The sequence below is a fragment of the uncultured Devosia sp. genome (assembly GCF_913055165.1).
GTDB lineage: Bacteria > Pseudomonadota > Alphaproteobacteria > Rhizobiales > Devosiaceae > Devosia.
On record NZ_CAJXJS010000060.1, the window covers coordinates 1 to 21,130 of the forward strand.

The window sequence follows — 21,130 nt, forward strand, 5'->3', positions numbered from 1 at the left end:
GTGACAGCGATGCAGCACCAGTTCGAGATTGCGCATGGCCAGCGTTTCCGCGCTCACCACCGCAACATCCACGCCGAGCTTTTCGCCCACCATGCCCTTGGGATCGCGAATGCCCTTCTGCCCATCCAGGGCGTAACCGATCGGCAACGCATGAATAATCGAACGCTCCGGCCGCACCGAACGCGAATTGACCGCCTTGAGTACGCGGAAAATGTCGGTCTTCTCGACCTCCTGCCCGTCCAGCGACACAGCAGCCGAGAACGTCTCCGAACCCAGCCGCCCGGCCGTCACGTTGACCAACACGCTTTCCACCGTCAGGCCCGCGGCGCGCTCGGCCATGCCGACCACATTGCGGATGGCCTGCTCGGCCTTGTCGATATCGGTCACGACACCGCTCTTGACCCCCGACGAGGGTCCATAACCAAAGCCGATAACCTCGGCCTGGTGCGTGCGCCCCTTGAGCGCCTTGCCCTCGGCGCGTGGCACCAGCCGCGCGATGACGCAGCAAATCTTGGTCGAGCCGATATCGAGCACAGCTACCAGCGTCGCCTTACCCGGCTGAACCGGCCGCAGCCGGGAGGTCATCGCGTCGGTTATCATGATTGAGAGTCTTCGGTGTCTTCAGGCTTGTTGGGACGAACGGCAACGACGCTGTCGATGCGCAGATCGATGATGGAAACGTCGCGATCGAGAAGTTGATAATCGTTCTGGTAGGACACCAGATGCGCCAGTGCCTGGGCCACGCCCTGTTCGGGCAATTGCACCCTGAGGCCGGTATCGAAGATCAAGTCCCAGCGCCGGTCGGCAATGCGCGAAAGGGCCACCAGCCCGTCCTGCAGCGAAGGAAAACCGTCCAGCGCGCGGATCATCACCAACGCATCGTCTGCCGCGCCATCCCCGATTACCAGCGGCAGCGCCCCATAGCCTCCCGCGGCCTCGCCAATCTGGTCACCCTTGCCATCGATGAGGAAGGTCACCCCATCAACAGCCCAGCGTGCCACCGGCACCTTCTCTGAGATGACGACCTCAACATCACCCGGATAGGTCTTGCGGACCGTGACTGTTTCGACCGCCGGCAATTCGGCGATCCGCTGCCGCGCCGCCTCCACGTCGAAACCCAGCGTCGAAGTATGCGGCTGGATGCCCAGCGCATCGAAAACGGCCTGTTCGCTGGTCAGCGCCTGGCCGGTGATCGATATTTCGCCGATGGCGAGACCTGCCTGGGCGAAGTTGCCCTGGGCAATCCCGCCCAGTGTATTGGCGAGTTGTCCGATCGGCTCCCGCACCTGATAAACGGCCAGCCCGGCGGCGAGCACGAGCGCCACCATGGCGCCCCGGCGGATCAGCCCGCCATGCAGCACCCAGGCGCGATTGATGTGATTGGCAAGTTTCCGGCGCGGCTTGCGGATCGGAACAGGCAGCGCGCGGGGGTCCACCAGCCGCGCCCCGGCGAGAAAGGTCTCGCTCTTTACCTGTTGCAACTCGCGTCCTCCACCATCCAGGAGACCAGCTCTTCGTAGGAGTGCCCGGCGTGAGCCGCCTGCTCGGGCACCAGTGAGGTCGGCGTCATGCCCGGCTGGGTGTTGATTTCCAGACAGACCAGTTCGCCGTCTTCGCCCACCGCATCGTTGTACCGGAAGTCGGTACGGGTCACGCCGCGGCAGCCAAGGGCCGCATGGGCGGCCAGTGCCATCTTCTGCACTTTGTCGTAAATTTTCGGTTTCAGCTCCGCCGGAATAACGTGAACTGATCCGCCTTTGGCGTATTTCGCCTCATAATTGTAGAAGGTCAGTTCGGTGACGATCTCGGTCACGCCCAGCGCCACATCGCCCATCACCGCACAGGTCAGCTCGCGCCCCGGAATATAGCGCTCCACCATCACCTGCTCGCCAGAATTCCAGTCCTCGCGCAGGATTTCCTGCGGTGGGTGACTGGTCTCGCCCTTGACGATGAAGACGCCGAAGCTCGACCCGTCAGCAATCGGCTTGATCACATAGGGCGGCGGCATGACATGCGCCTTGCCCGCTTCCGCCCGCCCGACGATCACATGGTCAGTCACCGGAATGCCGGCCGCCCTGAACATGATCTTGGACTGGTGCTTGTCCATGGCCAGCGCCGACGCCAGCACGCCCGAATGGGTGTAAGGGATCTGCAGAAGCTCCAGCAGCCCCTGGATCATGCCGCTCTCCCCAAAGGGGCCATGCAGCGCGTTGAACGCCACATCGGGCTTCAATTCTGAGAGCACATTGGCAATGTCGCGCCCGACATCGACTTCGGTCACGCGATACCCCGCCCGGCGCAGCGCCGCGGCGCAACCGGTACCCGAACTCAGCGACACCGGCCGCTCATTGGACCATCCGCCCATCAGGACGGCGACATGTTTGCTCATGGGGCGGTCGCCCCCATCAGCGCTTCCAGCTCACCCGGCAAAGCCGCGGCCCACTGCGTGATGTTGCCCGCGCCGAGGCAGACCACATAGTCCCCCTCCTCGACCCTTGAGGCCAGAAGCGGCGCCAGCGCCTCCGGCCGGTCGATCACCCGGGCATCCCGATGGCCGCGGGCGCGGATACGGTTGGCCAGCTCTTCATGCGTGACCCCCGGCAGCGGCTGCTCGCCGGCGGCATAGATCGGCGCCACGATGACCGTATCGGCATCGTTGAAGCAGGCGGCGAAGTCGTCGAATAGATCGTGCACGCGGCTGTAGCGATGCGGCTGCACCACCGCCACAACGTCACGGCGGGCCGACTGGCGCGCTGCCCTCAGCACGGCCGAGATTTCCACCGGGTGATGGCCGTAATCGTCGATCACCGTCACCCCGGCCACCTCACCGGTCTTGGTGAAGCGGCGCTTGACTCCAGTAAATTCCCTCAACCCCTTGCGGATTGCCTCTGCCGGCACATGCAACTGATCGGCCACCGCAATGGCCGCCGTGGCATTGAGCGCGTTGTGTACGCCCGGCATGGGCAGCTCCAGCCCATCGATCCGCAATTGCGTCTGGCGGATGCGGTCGCGGATTTCGACCGAGAAATGCTGGACGCCGTCCCGGTTTTCCAGATCGATCAGCCGCACATCGGCCTGCGGGTTGCGGCCATAGGTGATGACACGCCGATCACGGATGTCGCCAACCAGCGCCTGCACTTCCGGGTGATCCAGGCACATCACCGCAAAGCCGTAGAACGGCACGTTCTCGACGAACTGGTGGAAGGCCTTCTTCACCCCTTCGAAGCTGCCATAGTGATCAAGATGCTCGGGATCGATATTGGTCACGACCGCCACATCCGCAGGCAGCTTGACGAAGGTGCCGTCGCTCTCATCGGCTTCAACCACCATCCACTCGCCGCCGCCCAGCCGGGCATTGGTGCCATAGGCATTGATGATGCCGCCATTGATGACCGTCGGATCGAGATTGCCGGCATCGAGCAGGGTCGCCACCAGCGTCGTCGTCGTGGTCTTGCCATGCGTGCCGCCAATAGCGATCGCGGTCTTGAAGCGCATGATCTCGGCCAGCATTTCGGCTCGCCGCACAATCGGCAGCGCCTTGGCGCGCGCGGCCACCAGTTCGGGATTGTCCTTCTTGATCGCCGAGGACACCACGACCACCTCGGCCTTGCCCAGATTGTCGCCGTTCTGGCCGATCTCGACCTTGATCCCCATGTCGCGCAGCCGCTGCACATTGGGGTTGAGGGAAGCGTCCGAGCCCTGAACGGTGTAGCCCTGATTGTACAGGATTTCGGCAATGCCGCTCATGCCGATACCGCCAATGCCGATGAAATGGACTGGCCCGATATTGCGGGGCATCTTCATGGTTCGGCACTCCCTTGGATCTGGGTCTGTTTGCTGCCCAGCTTTTCAGCGATGTCGGCCAGCTTCTCCACCGCGCGGGGCTGGCCCAGCGCAGCGGCGGCAGTTGCGGCAGTCGCCAGCTTTTCGGGCTGGGTCAAAAGGTCTGAAAGCCGAGTGGCAAGCGATTGCGGTGAAAGCGTGGCCTGCTCGGCCACCCAGCCGCCGCCGCCCTCTTCCATGAACAGGGCATTGTACTTCTGGTCCGAATCCAGCGATCCCGGCAGCGGAATAAGGATAGCTGGACGGCCGATGACGCAGAGTTCGCTGACGGTCGAGGCCCCTGCCCGCCCGATCACCAGATGCGCGTCAGCAATCCGTTCGGGCAGGTCGGATATGAAGCTCGACAACTCCACGCTGGTGCGGGACTTGCGATAGCTTTCCGCCACGCGCTCGATATCCTCGGGCCGCGCCTGCTGCAACACGTGCAGCCGGTGGCGCAGGTCGTCCGGCAGCAAGGCAATGGCCGCCGGCACGATTTCCGACAACGCGCGGGCTCCCTGGCTACCACCGGTAACAACGAGGCGGATCGTGCCCTTCTCATTCAGACGCGGATAGGGTCTGCCCGCCAGCGGCCGTACCCGGTCGCGCACCGGATTGCCGGTCAGGACCTTTTCGAGCGTCTGCTTTTCGGCAAAGCGGGTCACCGGAAAGCTCATGGCCAGCACATTGGCAAACCGCGCCAGCGCCCTGTTGGCGCGACCCATCACCGCATTCTGCTCATGCAGCACGCCCGGAATGCCAAGCAGATTGGCTGCTATGAAGGGCGGGAAGGTCGGGTAGCCGCCAAAGCCGATCACCGCATCGGGGCGCAGCTTGCGCAACACATTCCAGGCCGTGCCGATGCCGCGCAGAATTGTGAAGCCAGCACCAACCAACCTTACCAGATTGGCGCCCGAGGGCGTTGCCGCCGGCACGATGTGGATGCGCCGGGCGGGAAAATCCGCGCCATAGCTCTCCACCCGGTGGTCTGTCATCAATTCGACCGTATGCCCGCGTCGGATCAGTTCCTGCGCCAGGGCCATGGCCGGGAACAGGTGGCCACCAGTGCCGCCTGCAATAAGAACGAAGTTACTCATTCGGCGGGGGCTACCACGGCGCTGCGGTAGCTGGGAAGGCCCGTAACCATACGCTCCTCAGGCTTGGTGCGCGTCAGCGCCAGCATCAGCCCCATGCCGAAGGCGACCGCGATCATCGAGGTGCCGCCATAAGACACGAAGGGGAGTGTCATGCCCTTGGCCGGCATGAGGTTCAGGTTCACTGCCAGATTGATGCCCGACTGCATGGCGAACTGTGCCGCCAGGGTCGAGGCGGCAAGGCGCGCAAACAGGCTCGATTGACGCTGCGCCGCCAGCATCGCGCGGATGGCGATAAAGCCGATCAGCGCCACCAGACCCATGCAGAAGACAATGCCGAACTCGCCGGCCGCCGCGGAAAAAACGAAATCCGCATGAGCGTCGGGGATGAGCCTGTTGGCCATGGACTCGCCCGGCCCACGTCCGAACCATCCACCCTCCATCAGCGACTCCAGCGCCCTGTCCACCTGGTAAGTGTTGCCGTCTTCCGGATTGACGAAAGAGTCGATGCGGCGGGCAAAGTGGGGAAAGAAGGCATAGGCGCCAAGCAGCAATCCACCAGCAGCACCGCCCAGCCCGATGATGATCCACCAGGAGATGCCCGAAAAGAACAGCAGCACGGCCCAGGTCGCCATGACGAGGGCGGTCTGTCCCAGGTCGGGCTGGAGCAGCAGGGCGCTCACCAACGCCACCATGATGATGGTGGCAAGAGCGCGGCCCGGCACATTGCGATGGATCATGTATTCCGAAAACAGCCAGGCGCCGATCACGGCAAAGGCCGGCTTGACGAATTCCGTCGGCTGGATGGTCTGCCCCCCCAGCGAAATCCAGCGTCGCGCGCCTTTGACTTCTGTACCGAAATGCAGCGTGGCCCAGAGCAGAATGGTCATGACCACAAGCGTGCCCAGGGCCACGAAACGGGCCTGGCGCTGACTGAGCAGCGAGGTCGCCAGCATCACCGGCACGGCCAGCAGGCAGAACATGGCGTGGCGGATCACGAAATGCCACTCATCCAACCCGATGCGCTCAGCCACGGCCGGGCTGGCCCCGAAGCTGAGGACCATGCCCACCGTAAGCAACATGATCAGCGCCCCCAGCAGTTCGCGGTCGATCGACCACCACCACTCGGCCAGAGGCGTTTTTTCGGCGCGGGAGAACATCATCGGGAAGGAACCGGATACGCGATACAAACTGTATCGACTGTATCAAGGACTTGGTTACCGATTTGCCAAGGCCTTTGCGTTTTGCGAATCCCGCTCAAAAAGGAAGGCCACGGCAATGCCGCGGCCTTCCCTGCTTCACCTGCAATACGCCCGAGCCCGGAACGAGATCGGGGGCAACGCGACAGGTGTCACTGCAGAATGGCGAGATCCGTGATCATGCCATCAACGCCTTCAATCGGGCCCCAGGCCTCGGCCGTACCGCTTTCCAGGTCGACCGTGTGCAGCACATTGTCGATCGTCAGGAATGCCGTATTGGTCATGTCTTCTGTGGTGGCGATGTCGAAGGCATAGGCAGAACCTTCCACGCCGAGCTTGCCGATGGCCGCCAGCGTGCCGTCATTGGGCGAAATCTGCTGGATCAGCGCCGCGATGGTCGCGTCGATGTCATACATAGCAGTCGATTCGGGCTTGCCATAGGAATTGATATAGGCCGCTTCGACAATGTCCGGAGCCTCGCCGGCATGCATGTCGGCCTCTTCAAAGGCCAGCGAACCGTCCACGGTCACCATGCCATCATCGACATTGACGCGGTGATTGATGCCGTCAGTACTCATCAGGCGCAGGCGGTCTGCCATCGGGTTGAAATCGACAATGGCGCCCTCATAGCTGGGCAGCATTTCCGACAGGGTCGACTTCACGGTCGCAGCACCCGATGCGGTGTCGATAGTCACGACATCGCCGGACAGCGTCACGCCATAAAGCATCTTGTCTGCCGGGCGGACATCGATGCCTGCGAGCGCGTCAACACCGGTGACTTCCATCGTGCCCGAGACTTCACGGGTTTCCGTATCGAACATGACCAGGGTGCTTTCGCCGACAAGGCCGACAGCCGGCGCGGCATAGGCGCTGGTGGCGAGGCCAGCCGCGCCCAGGATCAGGGCAGCGCGAAGGGCAGTGAGGGAAGATGCAGTCATTTGAACGTCTCCTCTGTGATGCGCTTCTTGAGCGCGTTTACGAGAGGGGTACACATGGGCGGTCGCCCCCGGATGCAGCGGCCGGAAAAAAACTTTTGCGCTGCATCCAGAAGACCGGCTGGCGGGTAATCGACAGGAGAGATATTTGCCACCATGCTCCACACCATGAAGCCACATCCCGCCCCCGAAGACCTAATTCCGAAGATCGCCGGGGGCGAGCGCGCCGCCTTGGCCCAATTATTCGAGGCTGAATCGGGGCGCCTGCTGGCGATCGCTCAACGCATCCTGCGCCGTCGCGACCTAGCCGAAGAAGCTATTCAGGAGGTGTTTCTCTCCGTCTGGCGTAATGCCGGCAGCTATGATCGGTCCAAGGGCACGGCGCGCGGCTGGCTGACGGTCATGACCCGCAACCGCGCTCTCAACATGCTGCGCGACGGCGCCCGCATAGACTACAAGGACGGCGAGACACTGGCCGAACTGGGCGACCGAACGGCCGATGTGCGCGCAGCCTTCGATGCCCTGTCTGCCAGGGACGCCCTCCGGCACTGCCTCGAGGCGCTCGACGCCTCCAAGCGCGAGGCCGTGCTGCTCTGCTATGTCACAGGCCTCAACCACGGTGAGGCGGCGGCTACCATGAACGTGCCGCTGGGCACCATCAAGTCGTGGGTACGGCGTGGCGTCGTCGCCTTGCAGGAGTGTCTGGCATGACCCCGCAAGATCGCGAACAGATTGGCGAGTATGTCCTGGGCCTGCTCGAAGACAGCCAAGCGCAGGCGTTCGAAGCCCGCCTCGCCAATGAACCCGAATTGGCCACTGCCGTTGCAAAACTGCAAGCCCAGCTTGAAACGCTTGACGACACCGCAGGCGAACTACCCGCCGGCCCGGCTCTGTGGCAGCGCATCGCCGATCGTCTCGATGGGCCCAATGCCGAACAGGCCCAGCCTGCTCTCAATCGCTCTGCCAATGACAATCACTGGACCCGGCGTCTGGGCATGGCCGCCAGTATTGTGATCGCGCTGGCGGTCGGCTACCTGACCGGGACACACCTGACGACCTCGCGCCAACCCGTGATGATCGCGGTCCTCCTGTCCGAAGACGGCTCTGAACCGGGGGCCATTGTCGAGGCCTATGCCGATGACACCATTCGTCTCGTCCCGTTTGACCTGACCGCTCGCCCCGCCGACCGGGTCTATCAGGTCTGGACCCTGCCCGATCCCGAAACCGGCCCGGTTTCCATGGGCATTTTTGATGATCCGGCCACGCTTTCCCTGTCCGGGCCCGATTTGCCGCCGCCTGAACCCGGCCAGCTCTATGAGATCACGCTTGAGCCATCCGGCGGCTCCCCGACAGGTCGCCCGACCGGACCAATCCTGGTCAAGGGTTTCGCCAAGATGCCGCTCTAACGCAATTTCAGGCTCGACAGCCCGATCAACGCCAGCACGAAAGAGATGATCCAGAACCGGATCACCACCTGGCTCTCGGTCCAGCCCAGATGCTCGAAATGGTGATGGATCGGTGCCATGCGGAACACGCGCTTGCCGGTCAGCCGGAACGAGGTCACCTGCACGATCACCGACACGGTCTCGAGCACGAATAGCCCGCCTATGATGGCCAGCACGATTTCGTGCTTGGTCGCCACGGCAATCGTACCAAGCGCACCGCCCAGGGCCAGCGACCCGGTATCACCCATGAAGATCTGCGCCGGCGGCGCATTGAACCACAGAAAGCCCAGCCCCGCCCCGATCAGCGCCCCGCAGACCACCGCCAGCTCGGCCGTGCCCGGCACCGCGTTGAGCAGCAGATAGTCTGCGTAGTTCTGCGACCCCACCAGATAGGCGATCAGCCCGAAACAGGCCGCCGCCACCATCACCGGCACGATGGCCAGGCCATCCAGCCCGTCGGTGAGATTGACCGAATTGCCGGCCGCAACGACAACGAAGCCGCCGAACAGGATGTAGAAATAGCCAAGGTTCAGCGCCAGATCCTTGACGAACGGAAACAACAGCGACGTGCCATAGGCGCCGGACGCCAACTGGGAGATGAAGAAGGCCGCAATGCCGCCGATCAGCGCTTCCAGAATCAGTCGCTGTTTCGAGCCGAACCCGGTATGGCTCATCCGCTTGACCTTGAGATAGTCATCGTAGAACCCGATGGCGCCAAAGCCGATGGTTACGAACAGCACCACCCAGACATAGCCATTGGTCAGGTTTGACCACAGCAGGGTCGAGATCACCGCGCCCGAAAGGATCATCAGCCCGCCCATGGTGGGCGTGCCCTTCTTGGTCAACAGGTGACCCGCCGGCCCGTCTTCGCGGATCGGCTGCCCCCGCCCCTGCTTGACGCGCAAGAGCGCGATCATGCCCGGCCCGAACAGGAACACGAAGAACAGGGCCGTCACCACCGCGCCCGCCGTGCGGAAGGTGATGTAGCGGAACACATTGAAGGCGGCGAGCTGCTCACCCAATTGGCCAAGGAAATAGAGCATTCTTGTCTGCTACGCTTTCGGGTGTGTCAGCTCTGCGCAAAGCGCGATTTGATTTCGGTGACGAGGCGCGATAGGCCCACGCCGTTGGACCCTTTGATCATAACTGCGTCGCCATAGGCAAGATCGCCCAGGATGGCCTCCATGCCTACTCCAATGGAGTTGTGGTGCTGTGTGGCCAAGCCCCGCGGCAGCGCCGCCGCCAGTGCCGCCATGTTGGGCCCCACCAGATGCACCAGGTCCGCCCCGCTGTTCCGCACCGCGTCGGCAAGGCCGGCATGCATGGATGCGGCGGCCTCTCCCAGCTCAAGCATATCCCCCAGCACCAGCACCTTCCGGCCATCCGGCGCGCGCACCGAGGCAAACACGTCCAGCGCCGCGCCCATCGAGGCGGTATTGGCATTGTAGCTCTCGTCAATCAGCAGCAGCGGCCTGTCGTCCGGCCCCAGCGCCAGCCGCTGCCCTCTGCCCGCCTGCGCTCCAAACCCGCCAAGGGCACGCAAGGCCGTTTCCGGCTCAATGCCGGCCAGATGCGCCACGGCTAGCGCCGCCGTGGCGTTGGAGAGCATGTGCCGCCCGGCCACCGCGATGGACAGCGCATACCGCTCCTCGCCATGAACATTGGTGGCAAAGCTCCGGTCACCTGCAAATTCGGCCTCCGTGATCTGCCAATCCACCCCGCGGGCAAAGCCATAGGTCACAATCCGGCCCACCCCGGCCGCCGCCGCCAGTTCCAGCAGCAGGTTGATCTGCGGATGATCGGCATTGAGCACTGCGATGCCGCCCGGCTCCAGCCCCTCGAAGATTTCCGCCTTCGCCCGAGCGATATTGTCAAGGCTCCCCAGCTTCTCCAGGTGCGCCGGAGCGATCGCGGTGATCACCGCCACATGCGGTCGCACCAATTGGCTCAGGGGACGGATTTCGTCAGGCGCATTCATGCCCATCTCGAATACGCCGAATTGCGCCGTCTCGGGCATCCGCGCCAGCATCAGCGGCACGCCCCAGTGATTGTTGAAGCTCTTGATCGACGCATGCGTCTCCCCCGCCGCCTCGAACACGACACGCAGCGCCTCTTTGGTGGTCGTTTTGCCCACGCTGCCCGTAACGCCCACGATAAAGGCCCGGCTCCGCTCCCGTGCCACAATCGCCAGGTCGCGCAGGCCAGCAAGCGCGTCGGGCACCACGATCCGCCCTTCCCCCTCACCCCGGCTGACCAGCGCCGCCACAGCGCCATTTTCCAAAGCCGTATCGACAAAATCGTGCCCGTCAAACCGGTCACCTTTTATGGCGACGAACAATGCCTCGGGCCCCAGCTCACGACTGTCGATGGAGATGGAATTGATCTCGGTAGTGGAGAGTCCCGACGCCTTGCCACCGGTTGCGGCCAGCACGGCATCAAGCGTGTAGAGAGGTGGGGTCATGGGTGTGGCCGCGAGCTCGGTACAACACCCTCCCCCATGCGGGGAGGGTTGGGAAGGGGGATCGTGTACAACGAAAGGTCGTGCCTGGTCACCACCCCCACCCGACCGCCCCCGTCAAGGGGGAGGTGCCGCGTCGGGTGTGCCGGAAAAGCGCCGTCAGCCTTTGACGGCCGCCGCGACCACTTCATGATCCGAGAAGTGCGACTTGGTCGTGCCGACGATCTGGTAGGTCTCGTGCCCCTTGCCCGCGACGAGCAGCACATCTCCCGGCTTGAGGGATTTGACGGCCTTTTCGATCGCCTGCTTGCGGTCGCCAATTTCGGTTGCCCCCTTCGCTCCGGTCAAAACCTCGGCGCGAATGGCGGCCGGGTCCTCGGTACGCGGATTGTCGTCGGTCACGATCACCACATCGGCAAGCTCGCTGGCAATTTCGCCCATTTGAGGGCGCTTGCCCTTGTCGCGGTCCCCGCCGCAGCCGAACACCACATGGAGCTTGTTCTTGGCATAGGGCCGGAGCGTCTGCAGCGCCACACGCAGGGCCTCGGGCTTGTGCGAATAGTCCACGAAGATAGCCGCGCCATTGTGCTCGGCAACCAATTCGAGCCGCCCGCGCGCACCCACCAGCTCGGGCAGCGCGGCAAAGGCATCGGCCTTGTCGACACCGGCAGACATCGCCAGCGCCGCCGCAATCAAGGCGTTCGATACCTGGAACTCGCCCGGAATCTTGAGATGGAAACTGACCTTCTCGCCGATATGGCGCACTTCCACGCGCTGGCCATAGCCCTCTGGCTTGATCGAGAGGATTTCGATATAGGCCCCCTCGCGTCCCACCGTCAGCAGCGTCGCGCTGGCCGACAGCGCCGCGAACATGAACTGCTCGTGCTCGGGATCGTCGACATTGACGATCGCCGCGCCACCATCGACCAGGAGGTCGGTGAACAGCCGCAATTTGGCATTGCGGTACTCGTCCATGTCCGCATGGTAGTCGAGATGGTCGCGGCTGAGATTGGTGAAGGCCACTGCCTCGAAGTGAATGCCGTCCAGCCGGTGCTGATCCAGGCCATGGCTGGAGGCTTCCAGCGCTACATGGTCGATGCCCTGCGCCTTGAGCGCCCGCATCGCCTGGTGCAGTGTCCGCGAGTCCGGCGTGGTCAGCGCCCCTTCGATCCGGCGCTTGGATGTCTCTATACCCAGCGTGCCGATGCTGGCGCCAGGAACCCCGGCGTGGTCCCATATCTGCCGCACGAAGGAGGCGACCGACGTCTTGCCATTGGTGCCCGTCACCGCAACCAGGATTTCGGGCTGCGGCTCGAATACGCGGCTGGCCGCGCGCGCATAGGCAGCTCGCACATCCTTGACGATGATCACGGGCACCCCGGGGTCGCCCGGTGGCGCCGTATCGGTCACAATGGCCAGCGCACCGCGTTCCACAGCGTCCGCAACGAACTGGTTGCCATGCACCTTGGCACCGGGCAGGGCAAAGAAGATATCGCCGGGCTCGATCCGCCGGCTGTCCGAATTCAGCCCGAAGACCGCGCCCAGCCCTTTCTTGGGCCGCGCGCCGGAACCTTCGAGCAACTGCGTTACGCTGAGAGACACCGATCAAAATCCTTCTGGATAGAGTTGTCTGACTTCCGCCGGCACGATCTGCTGATCCACCACCTCGCTGAAATCCGGGGCAATGCCAAGCATGGGCGCCACGCGCTGTACCACGCGGCCGGTTACCGTGCCGGCATTCCAGCCCGCCGTGGTACCCGATTGCGCATTTTCCGCTTTGGGTTCGTCGACCATGATCACCATGGCATAGCGCGGATTGTCGAGCGGGAAGGCCGAAGCAAAGAAGTTCGTCACCTTGCTGGACGAATAGCGGCCGTCCACCACCTTCTCGGCCGTGCCGGTCTTGCCGCCGACGCGATAGCCCTGCGCTGCCTTGTTCATCTGTGAACCCGACCCGCCGGTCGAAATGGCGTTGAGACGCATCAGATAGCGCAGATAAGCGCTGGTTTCCGGGCGCAGCACGCGTTCATAAAGCGCTTCGGCCTCGGCGACATCACGCTTGTAAAGCGTTGGCGAAATGTAGTTACCGCCATTCACGAAGGCGGCATAGGCCGTCACCATATGCAGTGGCGACACCGAAAGGCCGTGCCCGAACGAGGCGGTTGCCGCGGCCACTTCCGAAAAGCTGTCAGGTACGGTGGGAACGCGCATTTCGGGCAGCTCGAACTCCACCCGCTGATCGAACTTCATGCGGCTGAGGAAGGCGCGGTAATTGTCCTTGCCCATCGCCTGCATGATGCGGATCGTGCCGATATTGGATGAGTATTTGTAGACCTCCGGCAAGGCCAGAATGCGGTGCTTGCCGTGGAAATCGTCGATCGTGTAGCGCCCGAAACGGATGCCGTAGCGGGCATCGAACTGGTCGGTGATCTGCACCGAACCACTGTCCAGCGCCCCCGCCATGGTCACCGTCTTGAAGATCGAGCCCGGCTCGAAAATGCCCGAGGTGATACGGTTGAACGTATCCTTGACCAATGCTGTCGCCGGCTCATTGGGATTGAAATCGGGCACGGAGGCCAGGGCAATGATCTCGCCGGTATGAATGTCCATCATCACGCCGGCCGCCGCGATCGCCTGATAGCGCGTCATGGCATCCATGAGCTGCTCGTGCATCACATGCTGCACTCGCATGTCGACGCTGAGTTCGACGGGCGCAAGCGCATTGCCTCGCGCCAATCCAAGCTCCTGCAAAAGCGCTACGGACTCGCTGTCCATGTGTCGCTCGATGCCGGCAATACCCTGATTGTCCACATTGGTGGATCCCAGAATGTGCGCGGCCTCGTTCATTCCCGGGTAGAAGCGCTTGGACTCGGTAATGAAGTCGATGCCTGGAATACCCAGCCGCATCACGGCGTCCTGAATCGCCGGTGTCAGCTCGCGTTTGACCCAGACGAAACCCTGGTCGCCCGTGAGCCGGTTGCGCAGCCATTCCTCATCGATATCGGGCAGCACCGTGCGCAGCTTCCGCACGGCCTCTTCCACATCGATTATCCGGCGTGGTTCGGCATAGAGCGAAGGCACCCGAATATCGACGGCCATTTCCAGCCCGTTCCGATCCAGTATCGGCGGGCGCGTGGCGGTGATGACGTCGCGGGTCTGCCCCTCGATGGTCTGGTCGGTTTCGGCCATGCCCAGCTGCACCAGACGCCCGCTCACCAGTCCCAGTCCCAGCACCACTGCCAGCACCATCCAGCGGATACGGGCCTGGGTCAGGTTTCCGCGCTGCTTGCGCGCGCCATCGAGGGCAATCGTCTGGGCGAAGTCTTCCGCGGCAACGGCCATTATTCGATGCCCTCCATCTGGAGAATGGCATCGATCGGGTCGATCCCCTCGGTAATGGCCGCGAACAGCGCGTCCATTGCGGCAGTGTCCGGCTTGGCCGGGCGCATGGGCAGCGCCGTGAAGGAGCCAAACTGTTCCTGTTGCACCGGACCGATCGCCAGTTCCGCCTGGTGGCGCTTCACGATGGGGTCGATGTGTCCGGGTTGGTTCAATACCGCCCAATCGGCCTTGAGCAGCGAGAGTTGCCCTTCCTGCTCCTCGATATGGGCAACCAGCGCGCTGCGTTCGGACGCAGTGCCCTCGATGGAGAACTTGAGCGCATAGACCCCAGCCAGCATGAGAACCGACACACACAGGAGGAAAATATTGAGATTGCGGATCATGCGGCGCCCCTGATTTGCGGAACACCCAGGCCTGTTAGATCAACATCGCGTGCTGGTTCGCCGGTTCGCACACCGCTGCGCAGTACCGCGGACCGGGCACGTGGATTGCGCGCCAGTTCGGCTTTGCCGGACTTCACCGCCTTGGCAACCGGATGCCAACGCCGCGGGGCCGTTTCCACCTGCGGCAGATGGCGCGAAGCGGTCGGCCCGCCCTTGTCCGGATCAAAGAAGCGCTTGACGATGCGGTCCTCGAGCGAATGGAAACTCACCACGGCAAGCCGTCCGCCTTCTCTCAGCAGGCGCTCGGCCGCGAACAGGCCCTCAACCAATTGGTCGAACTCACCATTGACGGCGATCCGCAGCGCCTGGAACGTGCGCGTTGCCGGATGGGCGTCACCCGGTTTGCGGCCAATGGCCTTCTCGACAATGCGGGCCAGCTCCAGCGTCGTGGCGATTGGGGCATCCTGACGCGCGGCCACGATAAACTGGGCAATGCGCCGCGACTTTCGCTCCTCGCCAAAGGCATAGAGCAGATTGGCCAAGGCGTCGGCTTCCAGCCCGTTGACCAGATCCGCAGCACTCGTTCCGGCGCGGCTCATACGCATGTCGAGGGGCCCCTCGCGCATGAAGGAAAAACCGCGATCTGCCTGATCGAGCTGCATCGAGGAGACACCGATATCGAGCACGACCGCATCGACCGTGCCGAGGTCTGCGACCAGATTGTCCAGCTCAGAGAATGTGCCAGCCACAAATGAGAAGCGATCAGGAAAATCGGCCTTGAGGGCGTCAACATGCGGCATGACCGAAGGGTCGCGATCGATGCCGATAACGTCCGCACCTGCTTCCAGAAGCGCCCGCGAATATCCCCCTGCCCCGAAGGTTCCATCGACGATGCGACGGCCGGCCACCGGCATCAGCGCCGCCAGCACCTCCTCCAGCAGTACGGGCACATGCGGTCCGCCCGGCTCCTCGGTTTCGGGCAGGGAAGGCTTGCCCATATCCGCTAACACTCCACTCCGGCCGGCAGACCGGTTACTTAAACTGATCGCCGATCTTGCACAGTGACGCTTAAGATTCTGTTTCCCATGCGCGTCCGGTCGCGCCTTCTGGGCCAATAGTTTTTCGCCTGCGACTTAATCTATGCATATTGCCCTCAACCCGCGTTCGGGCGATGAAGGTCTGGCCACTCCGGGGAACTCATGCCGATAACGAGCAAGACATTCGTGCGGTCCACCGCCATTTTGCTGCTTGTCGGCCTCTTGGCGCTCGTGGGAATCGTCGGCACGAGCGTTTGGCTCGCCGATCGCTCCCAGGTCTATCTGGACGAGGTCACCGAAGCGCGCATCGCCCGGCGCGCCGCTGTCGATCTGCGCGCCTCGCTGCTGGACATGGAATCCAGCCAGCGCGGCTATCTGCTCACTCTGGAAGAGACCTATCTCGAACCCTACCAGCAGGCTCGTCCGCGCGCGCTTGAACAGGTGGAGGCCCTAAAACAGGTGCTCGCCCCCTACGACGTCGCCGCCGAACCGGTTCGCCAACTGGAGGCGGACGTTACCTTCAAGCTCAAGGAAATGGACACCACCATTGCCCTGGCGCGCTCCAACGAAGTCGCAGAGGCGATTGCACGCGTCCGCACCGACGAGGGCCAGCAGGCGATGACAGCCATCATGGGCTTCATCGACGCTCTCATCACCGCCGTCGACAATCGACTTGTCGAAGGAGTCGGCAACCAGCGCTCGACCGGCGAAGCCTTGCGCCTGGTGTCACTCATTGGCGGCCTGGTCATCCTGATGGTCGTCGCCGGGGCCATCTGGGCCGTGCTCAGCTATACCCAGGAACTGGCCAATGCCCGCCGCGCCGTGGAGGAAGCCAATGCCAGTCTTGAGGAAAGGGTGCGCGAACGCACCTCCGACCTGGGCAAGGCAAATGAGGAAATCCAGCGCTTCGCCTATATCGTTACCCACGATCTGCGCGCGCCACTGGTCAACATCATGGGCTTTACCGCCGAGCTCGAGACCAGCGTCGAAGAGGTCAGGTCCTATATGGACACCCAGCCGGTCGATGAGGCCGACCCGGTGGCCAGCCAGGCCCGTCTCGCGGCCACCGAGGACCTGCCGGAGGCCATCACCTTCATCCGCGCCGCCACCCGCAAGATGGACGGCTTGATCAACGCCATCCTCAAGATTTCCCGCGAGGGCCGGCGCCAGCTCAACCCCGAACCGGTCGAGCTGTCCGAAGTGGTCGAGACCAGCGCCGCCGCCGTGCACCATCAGGTGGCCGACAATGATGGGGACATCCAGTCCGACATTCGCGTCGGCAAGATGATTACCGATCGCCTCTCGATCGAGCAGATCCTGGGCAACATGCTCGACAATGCCATCAAATACCAGGAGCCGGGCCGCCCGCTCCGTGTCAGCATCCGGGCCCGCCATGTTCCGGGCAACCGGGTGATCATCGAGATCGAGGACAATGGCCGCGGCATCGCCGAAACCGACCACGAGCGTGTGTTCGAGCTGTTCCGGCGCTCCGGGTCCCAGAACAATCCGGGTGAAGGCATTGGCCTGGCCCATGTTCGTACCATGGTGCGCAGCCTGGGCGGCGACGTTACATTGACGTCCAGACTGGGCGAAGGCACCACGTTCATCATCAATCTGCCGCGCGATTCCCGCGGCTTCATCGGGAGACTAGGCGCATGAATAACGCACGGCCCGTCACCATCATCATGGTCGAGGACGACGACGGACACGCCCGTCTCATTGAGAAAAACATCCGCCGCGCCGGTGTCGCCAATGAGATTGTGCCCTTCACCAATGGCACCGATGCCCTGGCCTATCTGCTCGGCCCCGATGGCTCGGGCCTGGTCAACAAGGGCCGGCAATTGCTGGTGCTGCTCGACCTCAACCTGCCCGACATGACCGGCATCGACATTCTCGAAAAGGTCAAGGGCAACGAACACACCAAGCGCTCGCCGGTCGTGGTGCTGACCACCACCGACGACCAGCGCGAAATCCAGCGCTGCTACGACCTGGGCGCCAATGTCTACATCACCAAGCCGGTGGACTATGATGGCTTTGCCAATGCCATCAAGCAGCTGGGCCTGTTCTTCTCCGTCATGCAGATCCCCGAGACCGACTGATCGATGCCCAACCGCACGCCGCATGTTCTGTATATCGATGACGATCCGGGCCTGATCCGCCTGGTCGAGAAGGCCATGCAGCGGCGCGGCTACAATTTCGATCACGCCCCCACCGGCGAAGAGGGCCTCGACATCATCCGCCAGGGTGGCATCGATGTGGTGGCGCTCGACCATTACCTGCCCACCGGCACGGGCCTGGATGTCCTCAACGGCATGGAAGGCATGGAGGACCGCCCCGCCACGGTCTATGTCACCGCCTCCTCGGAAATGTCGATCGCGGTCAATGCCCTCAAGGCCGGCGCCACAGATTTCGTGCCCAAGTCCGGTTCCGAGGACTTCATGCCGCTATTGGTGGCGGCCATCGACCACGCCATCGAGCATGTGCGCCTCAGCCGCGCCAAGGCCAAGGCGGAGCGCGAAACCCAGGAAGCCCGCGAGCGCGCCGAAATGCTGCTCGGCGAGGTCAATCACCGCGTCGGCAATTCCCTGGCCATGGTCGCCGCGCTTGTCGGCCTGCAATCGAACGCGGTCGAGGACCCCGAGGCCAAGCGCGCCCTGGCTGAAACCCAGATGCGCATCCAGGCCATCGCCGGGGTGCACCGCCACCTCTACACCTCCGACGACGTCCGCACCGTGCAATTGGGCGACTATCTCAACAGCCTGGTCGGCGATTTGGAAAACTCCCTGCAGGCCGATGGCCGCACCGCCAGCATCCGCCTGGACGTCGAAGGCTTCCCCCTGCCCACCGAAAAGGTCGCTTCCCTGGGGGTCATCGTCACCGAACTGGTCACCAATGCGCTTAAATATGCCTATGTTGGCCGCGAGCCCGGCGAGGTTCGCGTGCGCGTCCGCCGCGACGGGACCAGGGTGCGCCTTGTGGTCGAGGACGACGGCATCGGCTGGACTGGCGCCGGTCGCCCGCAAGGCACCGGCCTTGGCAGCCGCATCGTCAAGGCCATGGCGTCCAGTCTTGAGGCCGATGTCACCCATGGCGAAGGCCCCGGCACCCAGGTGCTGGTGAGTTTCGAGGCCTGAGCGCCCTCACGCCGGCGCTTGCTGTCCCCCGCCCGGCAGCAACAGCGGGGCCTCAGCCACCGGCATGGTCACCACCACATCGCCGGCCTTCACCTCCCGCTCCACATAGCGGTGCGCCTCCACGATCTGGTCGAGCGGAAATGTCCGGTCCGTCACCGGCCGGATCGCTCCCTGCTCCAGCAGCCGGTTGAGGATGTGGAGGTCCTTGAGCTTGTCCGTCTCGGCCCTGAGCCCGGTCGTGGCCAGCCTGCCCCGCTTGCTGCCGCGCCGGCCCCCGGTCAGCATCAACCAGAAAATGCCCCAGCTCGGTACCGTCGTGAGGTAGATCCCGCCCGGCTTCAGGCACGCCGCGCTGTCCTTGAAGCCCGACTTGCCCACCGCGTCGAACACCACGTCATAGGCCCCGCTAATATGGGTGAAATCAGCGCTCTGCCGGTCGATGAAGTGATTGGCACCGAGCCGCTCCACCAGCGCCCGATGCCGTGCCGAGGCCACCGCCGTCACTTCGGCACCGAAATGCCGCGCCAGTTGCACCGCCATTGCGCCCACGCTGCTGGCCGCGCCATTGATCAGCACATGGTCGCCCGGCTTCACCTTCGCCTCGTCACGGATGAACGGCATGGCAGTCAGGTAAGCGTAGCTCATGCCGCCCAGCGGAATCAGGTCCACCCCCTCGGGCACCTTGACCAGGGCCGCGCTCTCCTTGACGCACACATATTCGGCCATGCCCCCGAGGCTCGCCCCGGTACAGCCATGGACGCGGTCACCCGCCGCAAAGCGGGTCACGCCGGGCCCGACTTCCGCCACCACCCCGGCAATGTCATCCCCCAGCACGTCGAGCTTGGGCCGGAACAGGCCGCCGAAGAACCGCACGATGAACGGATCAGCCTTGCGGAAGGCGCAGTCGGCCAGCGTCACCGTGCTGGCATGCACCGCCACCAGCACTTCGCCGGCCCCCGGCACCGGCTTGGCGCGCTCGACAATGCTGATGACTTCGGGGCCGCCATAGCGGTCTTGCGCGGCAACTTTCATTGGCCTGTCTCCCTGGCGTGTTTGCGCGCGCGACCGGCGGCCGCGTCGGATTGCTCGCCTAGTATCAGTCGGTTCAGGCGCCGGCCCGGCTCAGGCCCCGTCGGCCTCGGGCGGCGTCCATTTGAACACCTCATCGATGCCAACGCCGAACACATGGGCGATGCGGAAGGCCACTTCCAGCGAGGGCGAATAGCGCCCCTGTTCGATGGCCACGATTGTCTGGCGCGTCACGCCCACTTTCTCGGCCAGCGCCGCCTGGGTCATCTCCCCGGCATGAAAGCGCAGCGTGCGGATGGTATTGCTGACATTGGCTTGTCCCTTGCCCATCGCGCTTACATCGTCCGGTAGTAATAGAGTTCGGATGCCGCATTGATCGTGCCACCGGCCACGGGAGCCACGAACAGGGCATATATGGCCAGGGTCACATCGACCCCCATGGCCAGCGGGATCAGGGCCAGCGCCGCCAGGATCGAGGTGGCTATCGCGCTGTTGCGCTGGCTCTTGGCCGAAACCAGGTGGTCGCGCTCGTCAGAGGGTTCATCCTTGAGTTCCTCGCGCTGGGCAATCGACACCACAATGGTCCCGATGATCGCGCCCACAATATTGAACCCGATCATGGCCCCAACCGCCCAAAGCAGCTTCTGCGCAATCTCGGCCGCCGAGCCCACCGCCCCGCCATTGAGCGCATCCCAGCCCAGCCAGCCCCCCACCACAGCAACGCCCAGCAACTGCACCCAGGCCATCATTTCCTTCGAGGTCATCTCACAAATCCATGTCCTATCACTTGGGCGCAAAGTATGCGAAACAAGACACAGAGTCAATTATTTCATACAATATGTCGCGAAAGACCGACAATGTGTGGATCAGAAACGGCAAAACCAGGTGGGATCAAACGCCGTAGAGGCTGGGGCGGGATCTAGGCCGGCTCTGTACCTGAATGGCTGATTTGGGGTGGGTTGCTGTCAGGCGGCTTTCGGAAATGTCCGAGCGAAACCCGACATCACCCATGTGCCTGACAAGGCAAATCCGCATCAGAGTTTGCGAGGCGTTATTCCAGTGTGGCTAGGGCGTCGGCGTCACGCAACATTGTGGCAGCCACGCCGTCAACGGACGGCGCTGTAATTTTTAGCCGCCGATATTGCTCTAGGATGTTCGCAGGAGCTGGCGCCATAAGGTTGGAAATGACTTCATCCAAGCTCGCAACGAAGCGGCTCAAGGAAAGGTACGATATCAGGTCAATTCTCAGCCC

Annotated in this window: 22 protein-coding genes; 5 read left to right on the forward strand and 17 right to left on the reverse strand. The window is 63.3% G+C overall.

What is annotated here, in order from left to right; translation table 11 throughout:
* The 7 genes from QZ564_RS15725 to QZ564_RS15755 form a co-directional block, all read right to left on the reverse strand.
* The coding region (locus QZ564_RS15725; protein ID WP_297112019.1) for a cell division protein FtsA at positions 1-600 on the reverse strand (600 nt) is incomplete at its 3' end.
* A complete protein-coding gene (locus tag QZ564_RS15730; protein WP_297112021.1) occupies positions 597-1,481 on the reverse strand; it encodes an FtsQ-type POTRA domain-containing protein in 885 nt (294 codons plus the stop codon). The genes QZ564_RS15725 and QZ564_RS15730, both read right to left, overlap by 4 nt.
* Positions 1,469-2,389, reverse strand: a complete 921-nt coding sequence (locus QZ564_RS15735) for a D-alanine--D-alanine ligase (RefSeq protein ID WP_297112024.1) — start codon at positions 2,387-2,389, stop codon at positions 1,469-1,471. Before QZ564_RS15735 ends, QZ564_RS15730 begins: the two co-directional genes overlap by 13 nt.
* Entirely contained in the window at positions 2,386-3,804 is a 1,419-nt protein-coding gene (gene murC / locus QZ564_RS15740; protein ID WP_297112026.1) for a UDP-N-acetylmuramate--L-alanine ligase, read from the reverse strand. The genes QZ564_RS15735 and murC overlap by 4 nt, the downstream gene beginning before the upstream one ends.
* On the reverse strand, positions 3,801-4,919 hold the full coding sequence (murG, locus tag QZ564_RS15745; protein ID WP_297112027.1) for an undecaprenyldiphospho-muramoylpentapeptide beta-N-acetylglucosaminyltransferase: 1,119 nt from the start codon (positions 4,917-4,919) through the stop codon (positions 3,801-3,803). The genes murC and murG overlap by 4 nt, the downstream gene beginning before the upstream one ends.
* Positions 4,916-6,076: a putative peptidoglycan glycosyltransferase FtsW gene (locus QZ564_RS15750; protein WP_297112064.1), complete on the reverse strand. Its 1,161-nt coding sequence runs from the start codon at positions 6,074-6,076 to the stop codon at positions 4,916-4,918. The genes murG and QZ564_RS15750 overlap by 4 nt, the downstream gene beginning before the upstream one ends.
* Positions 6,077-6,267: 191 nt before the next feature.
* Positions 6,268-7,053 carry a DUF4394 domain-containing protein gene (locus QZ564_RS15755; protein ID WP_297112030.1) on the reverse strand — a complete coding sequence of 262 codons (786 nt, stop codon included), beginning with the start codon at positions 7,051-7,053 and terminating at the stop codon, positions 6,268-6,270.
* A 153-nt stretch (positions 7,054-7,206) separates the two neighbouring features.
* Between QZ564_RS15755 and QZ564_RS15760 the strand changes: the two genes are divergently transcribed.
* Both QZ564_RS15760 and QZ564_RS15765 read left to right on the forward strand, forming a co-directional pair.
* Entirely contained in the window at positions 7,207-7,761 is a 555-nt protein-coding gene (locus QZ564_RS15760) for a sigma-70 family RNA polymerase sigma factor (RefSeq protein ID WP_297112032.1), read from the forward strand.
* A complete protein-coding gene (locus QZ564_RS15765; RefSeq protein WP_297112034.1) occupies positions 7,758-8,456 on the forward strand; it encodes an anti-sigma factor in 699 nt (232 codons plus the stop codon). The genes QZ564_RS15760 and QZ564_RS15765 overlap by 4 nt, the downstream gene beginning before the upstream one ends.
* Here the strand turns inward: QZ564_RS15765 and mraY are convergent.
* The 6 genes from mraY to rsmH form a co-directional block, all read right to left on the reverse strand.
* Entirely contained in the window at positions 8,453-9,538 is a 1,086-nt protein-coding gene (gene mraY / locus QZ564_RS15770; RefSeq protein WP_297112036.1) for a phospho-N-acetylmuramoyl-pentapeptide-transferase, read from the reverse strand. The two genes, QZ564_RS15765 and mraY, sit on opposite strands and share 4 nt — an antisense overlap.
* Positions 9,539-9,564: 26 nt before the next feature.
* Positions 9,565-10,956 (reverse strand): UDP-N-acetylmuramoyl-tripeptide--D-alanyl-D-alanine ligase, encoded by a 1,392-nt coding sequence (gene murF / locus QZ564_RS15775; protein ID WP_297112038.1) that lies wholly within the window; start codon positions 10,954-10,956, stop codon positions 9,565-9,567.
* 156 nt (positions 10,957-11,112) lie between these two features.
* Complete coding sequence (locus QZ564_RS15780) at positions 11,113-12,555, reverse strand: UDP-N-acetylmuramoyl-L-alanyl-D-glutamate--2,6-diaminopimelate ligase (RefSeq protein ID WP_297112040.1); 1,443 nt, start codon at positions 12,553-12,555, stop codon at positions 11,113-11,115.
* A 3-nt stretch (positions 12,556-12,558) separates the two neighbouring features.
* Positions 12,559-14,295, reverse strand: a complete 1,737-nt coding sequence (locus QZ564_RS15785) for a penicillin-binding protein 2 (protein ID WP_297112042.1) — start codon at positions 14,293-14,295, stop codon at positions 12,559-12,561.
* On the reverse strand, positions 14,295-14,678 hold the full coding sequence (locus tag QZ564_RS15790; protein WP_297112044.1) for a hypothetical protein: 384 nt from the start codon (positions 14,676-14,678) through the stop codon (positions 14,295-14,297). The genes QZ564_RS15785 and QZ564_RS15790 overlap by 1 nt, the downstream gene beginning before the upstream one ends.
* Positions 14,675-15,676, reverse strand: coding sequence for a 16S rRNA (cytosine(1402)-N(4))-methyltransferase RsmH (rsmH, locus tag QZ564_RS15795; protein WP_297112047.1), 1,002 nt, complete (start codon positions 15,674-15,676; stop codon positions 14,675-14,677). Before rsmH ends, QZ564_RS15790 begins: the two co-directional genes overlap by 4 nt.
* 201 nt (positions 15,677-15,877) lie before the next feature.
* On the opposite strand from rsmH, the gene QZ564_RS15800 reads away from it, so the two are divergent.
* The 3 genes from QZ564_RS15800 to QZ564_RS15810 are packed head-to-tail and all read left to right on the forward strand — an operon-like array spanning position 15,878 to position 18,849.
* Positions 15,878-17,374: an ATP-binding protein gene (locus tag QZ564_RS15800; protein ID WP_297112049.1), complete on the forward strand. Its 1,497-nt coding sequence runs from the start codon at positions 15,878-15,880 to the stop codon at positions 17,372-17,374.
* Positions 17,371-17,814 (forward strand): response regulator, encoded by a 444-nt coding sequence (locus tag QZ564_RS15805; RefSeq protein ID WP_297112051.1) that lies wholly within the window; start codon positions 17,371-17,373, stop codon positions 17,812-17,814. The genes QZ564_RS15800 and QZ564_RS15805 overlap by 4 nt, the downstream gene beginning before the upstream one ends.
* Before the next feature lie 3 nt (positions 17,815-17,817).
* Positions 17,818-18,849: a histidine kinase dimerization/phosphoacceptor domain -containing protein gene (locus QZ564_RS15810; RefSeq protein WP_297112053.1), complete on the forward strand. Its 1,032-nt coding sequence runs from the start codon at positions 17,818-17,820 to the stop codon at positions 18,847-18,849.
* A 6-nt stretch (positions 18,850-18,855) separates the two neighbouring features.
* On the opposite strand, the gene QZ564_RS15815 is transcribed toward QZ564_RS15810, so the two are convergent.
* The 4 genes from QZ564_RS15815 to QZ564_RS15830 form a co-directional block, all read right to left on the reverse strand.
* The gene (locus tag QZ564_RS15815) at positions 18,856-19,881 is read right to left on the reverse strand and encodes an NAD(P)-dependent alcohol dehydrogenase (protein ID WP_297112055.1); all 1,026 of its coding nucleotides are present in this window, start codon (positions 19,879-19,881) and stop codon (positions 18,856-18,858) included.
* Between the two features lie 90 nt (positions 19,882-19,971).
* Entirely contained in the window at positions 19,972-20,208 is a 237-nt protein-coding gene (locus tag QZ564_RS15820; protein ID WP_297112057.1) for a helix-turn-helix transcriptional regulator, read from the reverse strand.
* Between the two features lie 5 nt (positions 20,209-20,213).
* Positions 20,214-20,642 (reverse strand): hypothetical protein, encoded by a 429-nt coding sequence (locus QZ564_RS15825; protein WP_297112060.1) that lies wholly within the window; start codon positions 20,640-20,642, stop codon positions 20,214-20,216.
* A gap of 287 nt (positions 20,643-20,929) precedes the next feature.
* Positions 20,930-21,130 (reverse strand): hypothetical protein (locus QZ564_RS15830; RefSeq protein ID WP_297112062.1); only part of this gene is annotated, 201 nt, incomplete at its 5' end.

What these genes read in the sequence shown, in the direction of transcription:
- QZ564_RS15800 (WP_297112049.1), top strand. Translation starts at nt 15,878, where the DNA reads ATGCCGATAACGAGCAAGACATTCGTGCGGTCCACCGCCATTTTGCTG.
- QZ564_RS15755 (WP_297112030.1), bottom strand. Translation starts at nt 7,053, where the DNA reads ATGACTGCATCTTCCCTCACTGCCCTTCGCGCTGCCCTGATCCTGGGC.
- rsmH (WP_297112047.1), bottom strand. Translation starts at nt 15,676, where the DNA reads ATGGGCAAGCCTTCCCTGCCCGAAACCGAGGAGCCGGGCGGACCGCAT.
- QZ564_RS15750 (WP_297112064.1), bottom strand. Translation starts at nt 6,076, where the DNA reads ATGTTCTCCCGCGCCGAAAAAACGCCTCTGGCCGAGTGGTGGTGGTCG.
- QZ564_RS15805 (WP_297112051.1), top strand. Translation starts at nt 17,371, where the DNA reads ATGAATAACGCACGGCCCGTCACCATCATCATGGTCGAGGACGACGAC.
- QZ564_RS15760 (WP_297112032.1), top strand. Translation starts at nt 7,207, where the DNA reads ATGCTCCACACCATGAAGCCACATCCCGCCCCCGAAGACCTAATTCCG.
- QZ564_RS15820 (WP_297112057.1), bottom strand. Translation starts at nt 20,208, where the DNA reads ATGGGCAAGGGACAAGCCAATGTCAGCAATACCATCCGCACGCTGCGC.
- murG (WP_297112027.1), bottom strand. Translation starts at nt 4,919, where the DNA reads ATGAGTAACTTCGTTCTTATTGCAGGCGGCACTGGTGGCCACCTGTTC.
- murF (WP_297112038.1), bottom strand. Translation starts at nt 10,956, where the DNA reads ATGACCCCACCTCTCTACACGCTTGATGCCGTGCTGGCCGCAACCGGT.
- mraY (WP_297112036.1), bottom strand. Translation starts at nt 9,538, where the DNA reads ATGCTCTATTTCCTTGGCCAATTGGGTGAGCAGCTCGCCGCCTTCAAT.
- QZ564_RS15785 (WP_297112042.1), bottom strand. Translation starts at nt 14,295, where the DNA reads ATGGCCGTTGCCGCGGAAGACTTCGCCCAGACGATTGCCCTCGATGGC.
- QZ564_RS15765 (WP_297112034.1), top strand. Translation starts at nt 7,758, where the DNA reads ATGACCCCGCAAGATCGCGAACAGATTGGCGAGTATGTCCTGGGCCTG.
- QZ564_RS15815 (WP_297112055.1), bottom strand. Translation starts at nt 19,881, where the DNA reads ATGAAAGTTGCCGCGCAAGACCGCTATGGCGGCCCCGAAGTCATCAGC.
- QZ564_RS15790 (WP_297112044.1), bottom strand. Translation starts at nt 14,678, where the DNA reads ATGATCCGCAATCTCAATATTTTCCTCCTGTGTGTGTCGGTTCTCATG.
- murC (WP_297112026.1), bottom strand. Translation starts at nt 3,804, where the DNA reads ATGAAGATGCCCCGCAATATCGGGCCAGTCCATTTCATCGGCATTGGC.
- QZ564_RS15810 (WP_297112053.1), top strand. Translation starts at nt 17,818, where the DNA reads ATGCCCAACCGCACGCCGCATGTTCTGTATATCGATGACGATCCGGGC.
- QZ564_RS15825 (WP_297112060.1), bottom strand. Translation starts at nt 20,642, where the DNA reads ATGACCTCGAAGGAAATGATGGCCTGGGTGCAGTTGCTGGGCGTTGCT.
- QZ564_RS15735 (WP_297112024.1), bottom strand. Translation starts at nt 2,389, where the DNA reads ATGAGCAAACATGTCGCCGTCCTGATGGGCGGATGGTCCAATGAGCGG.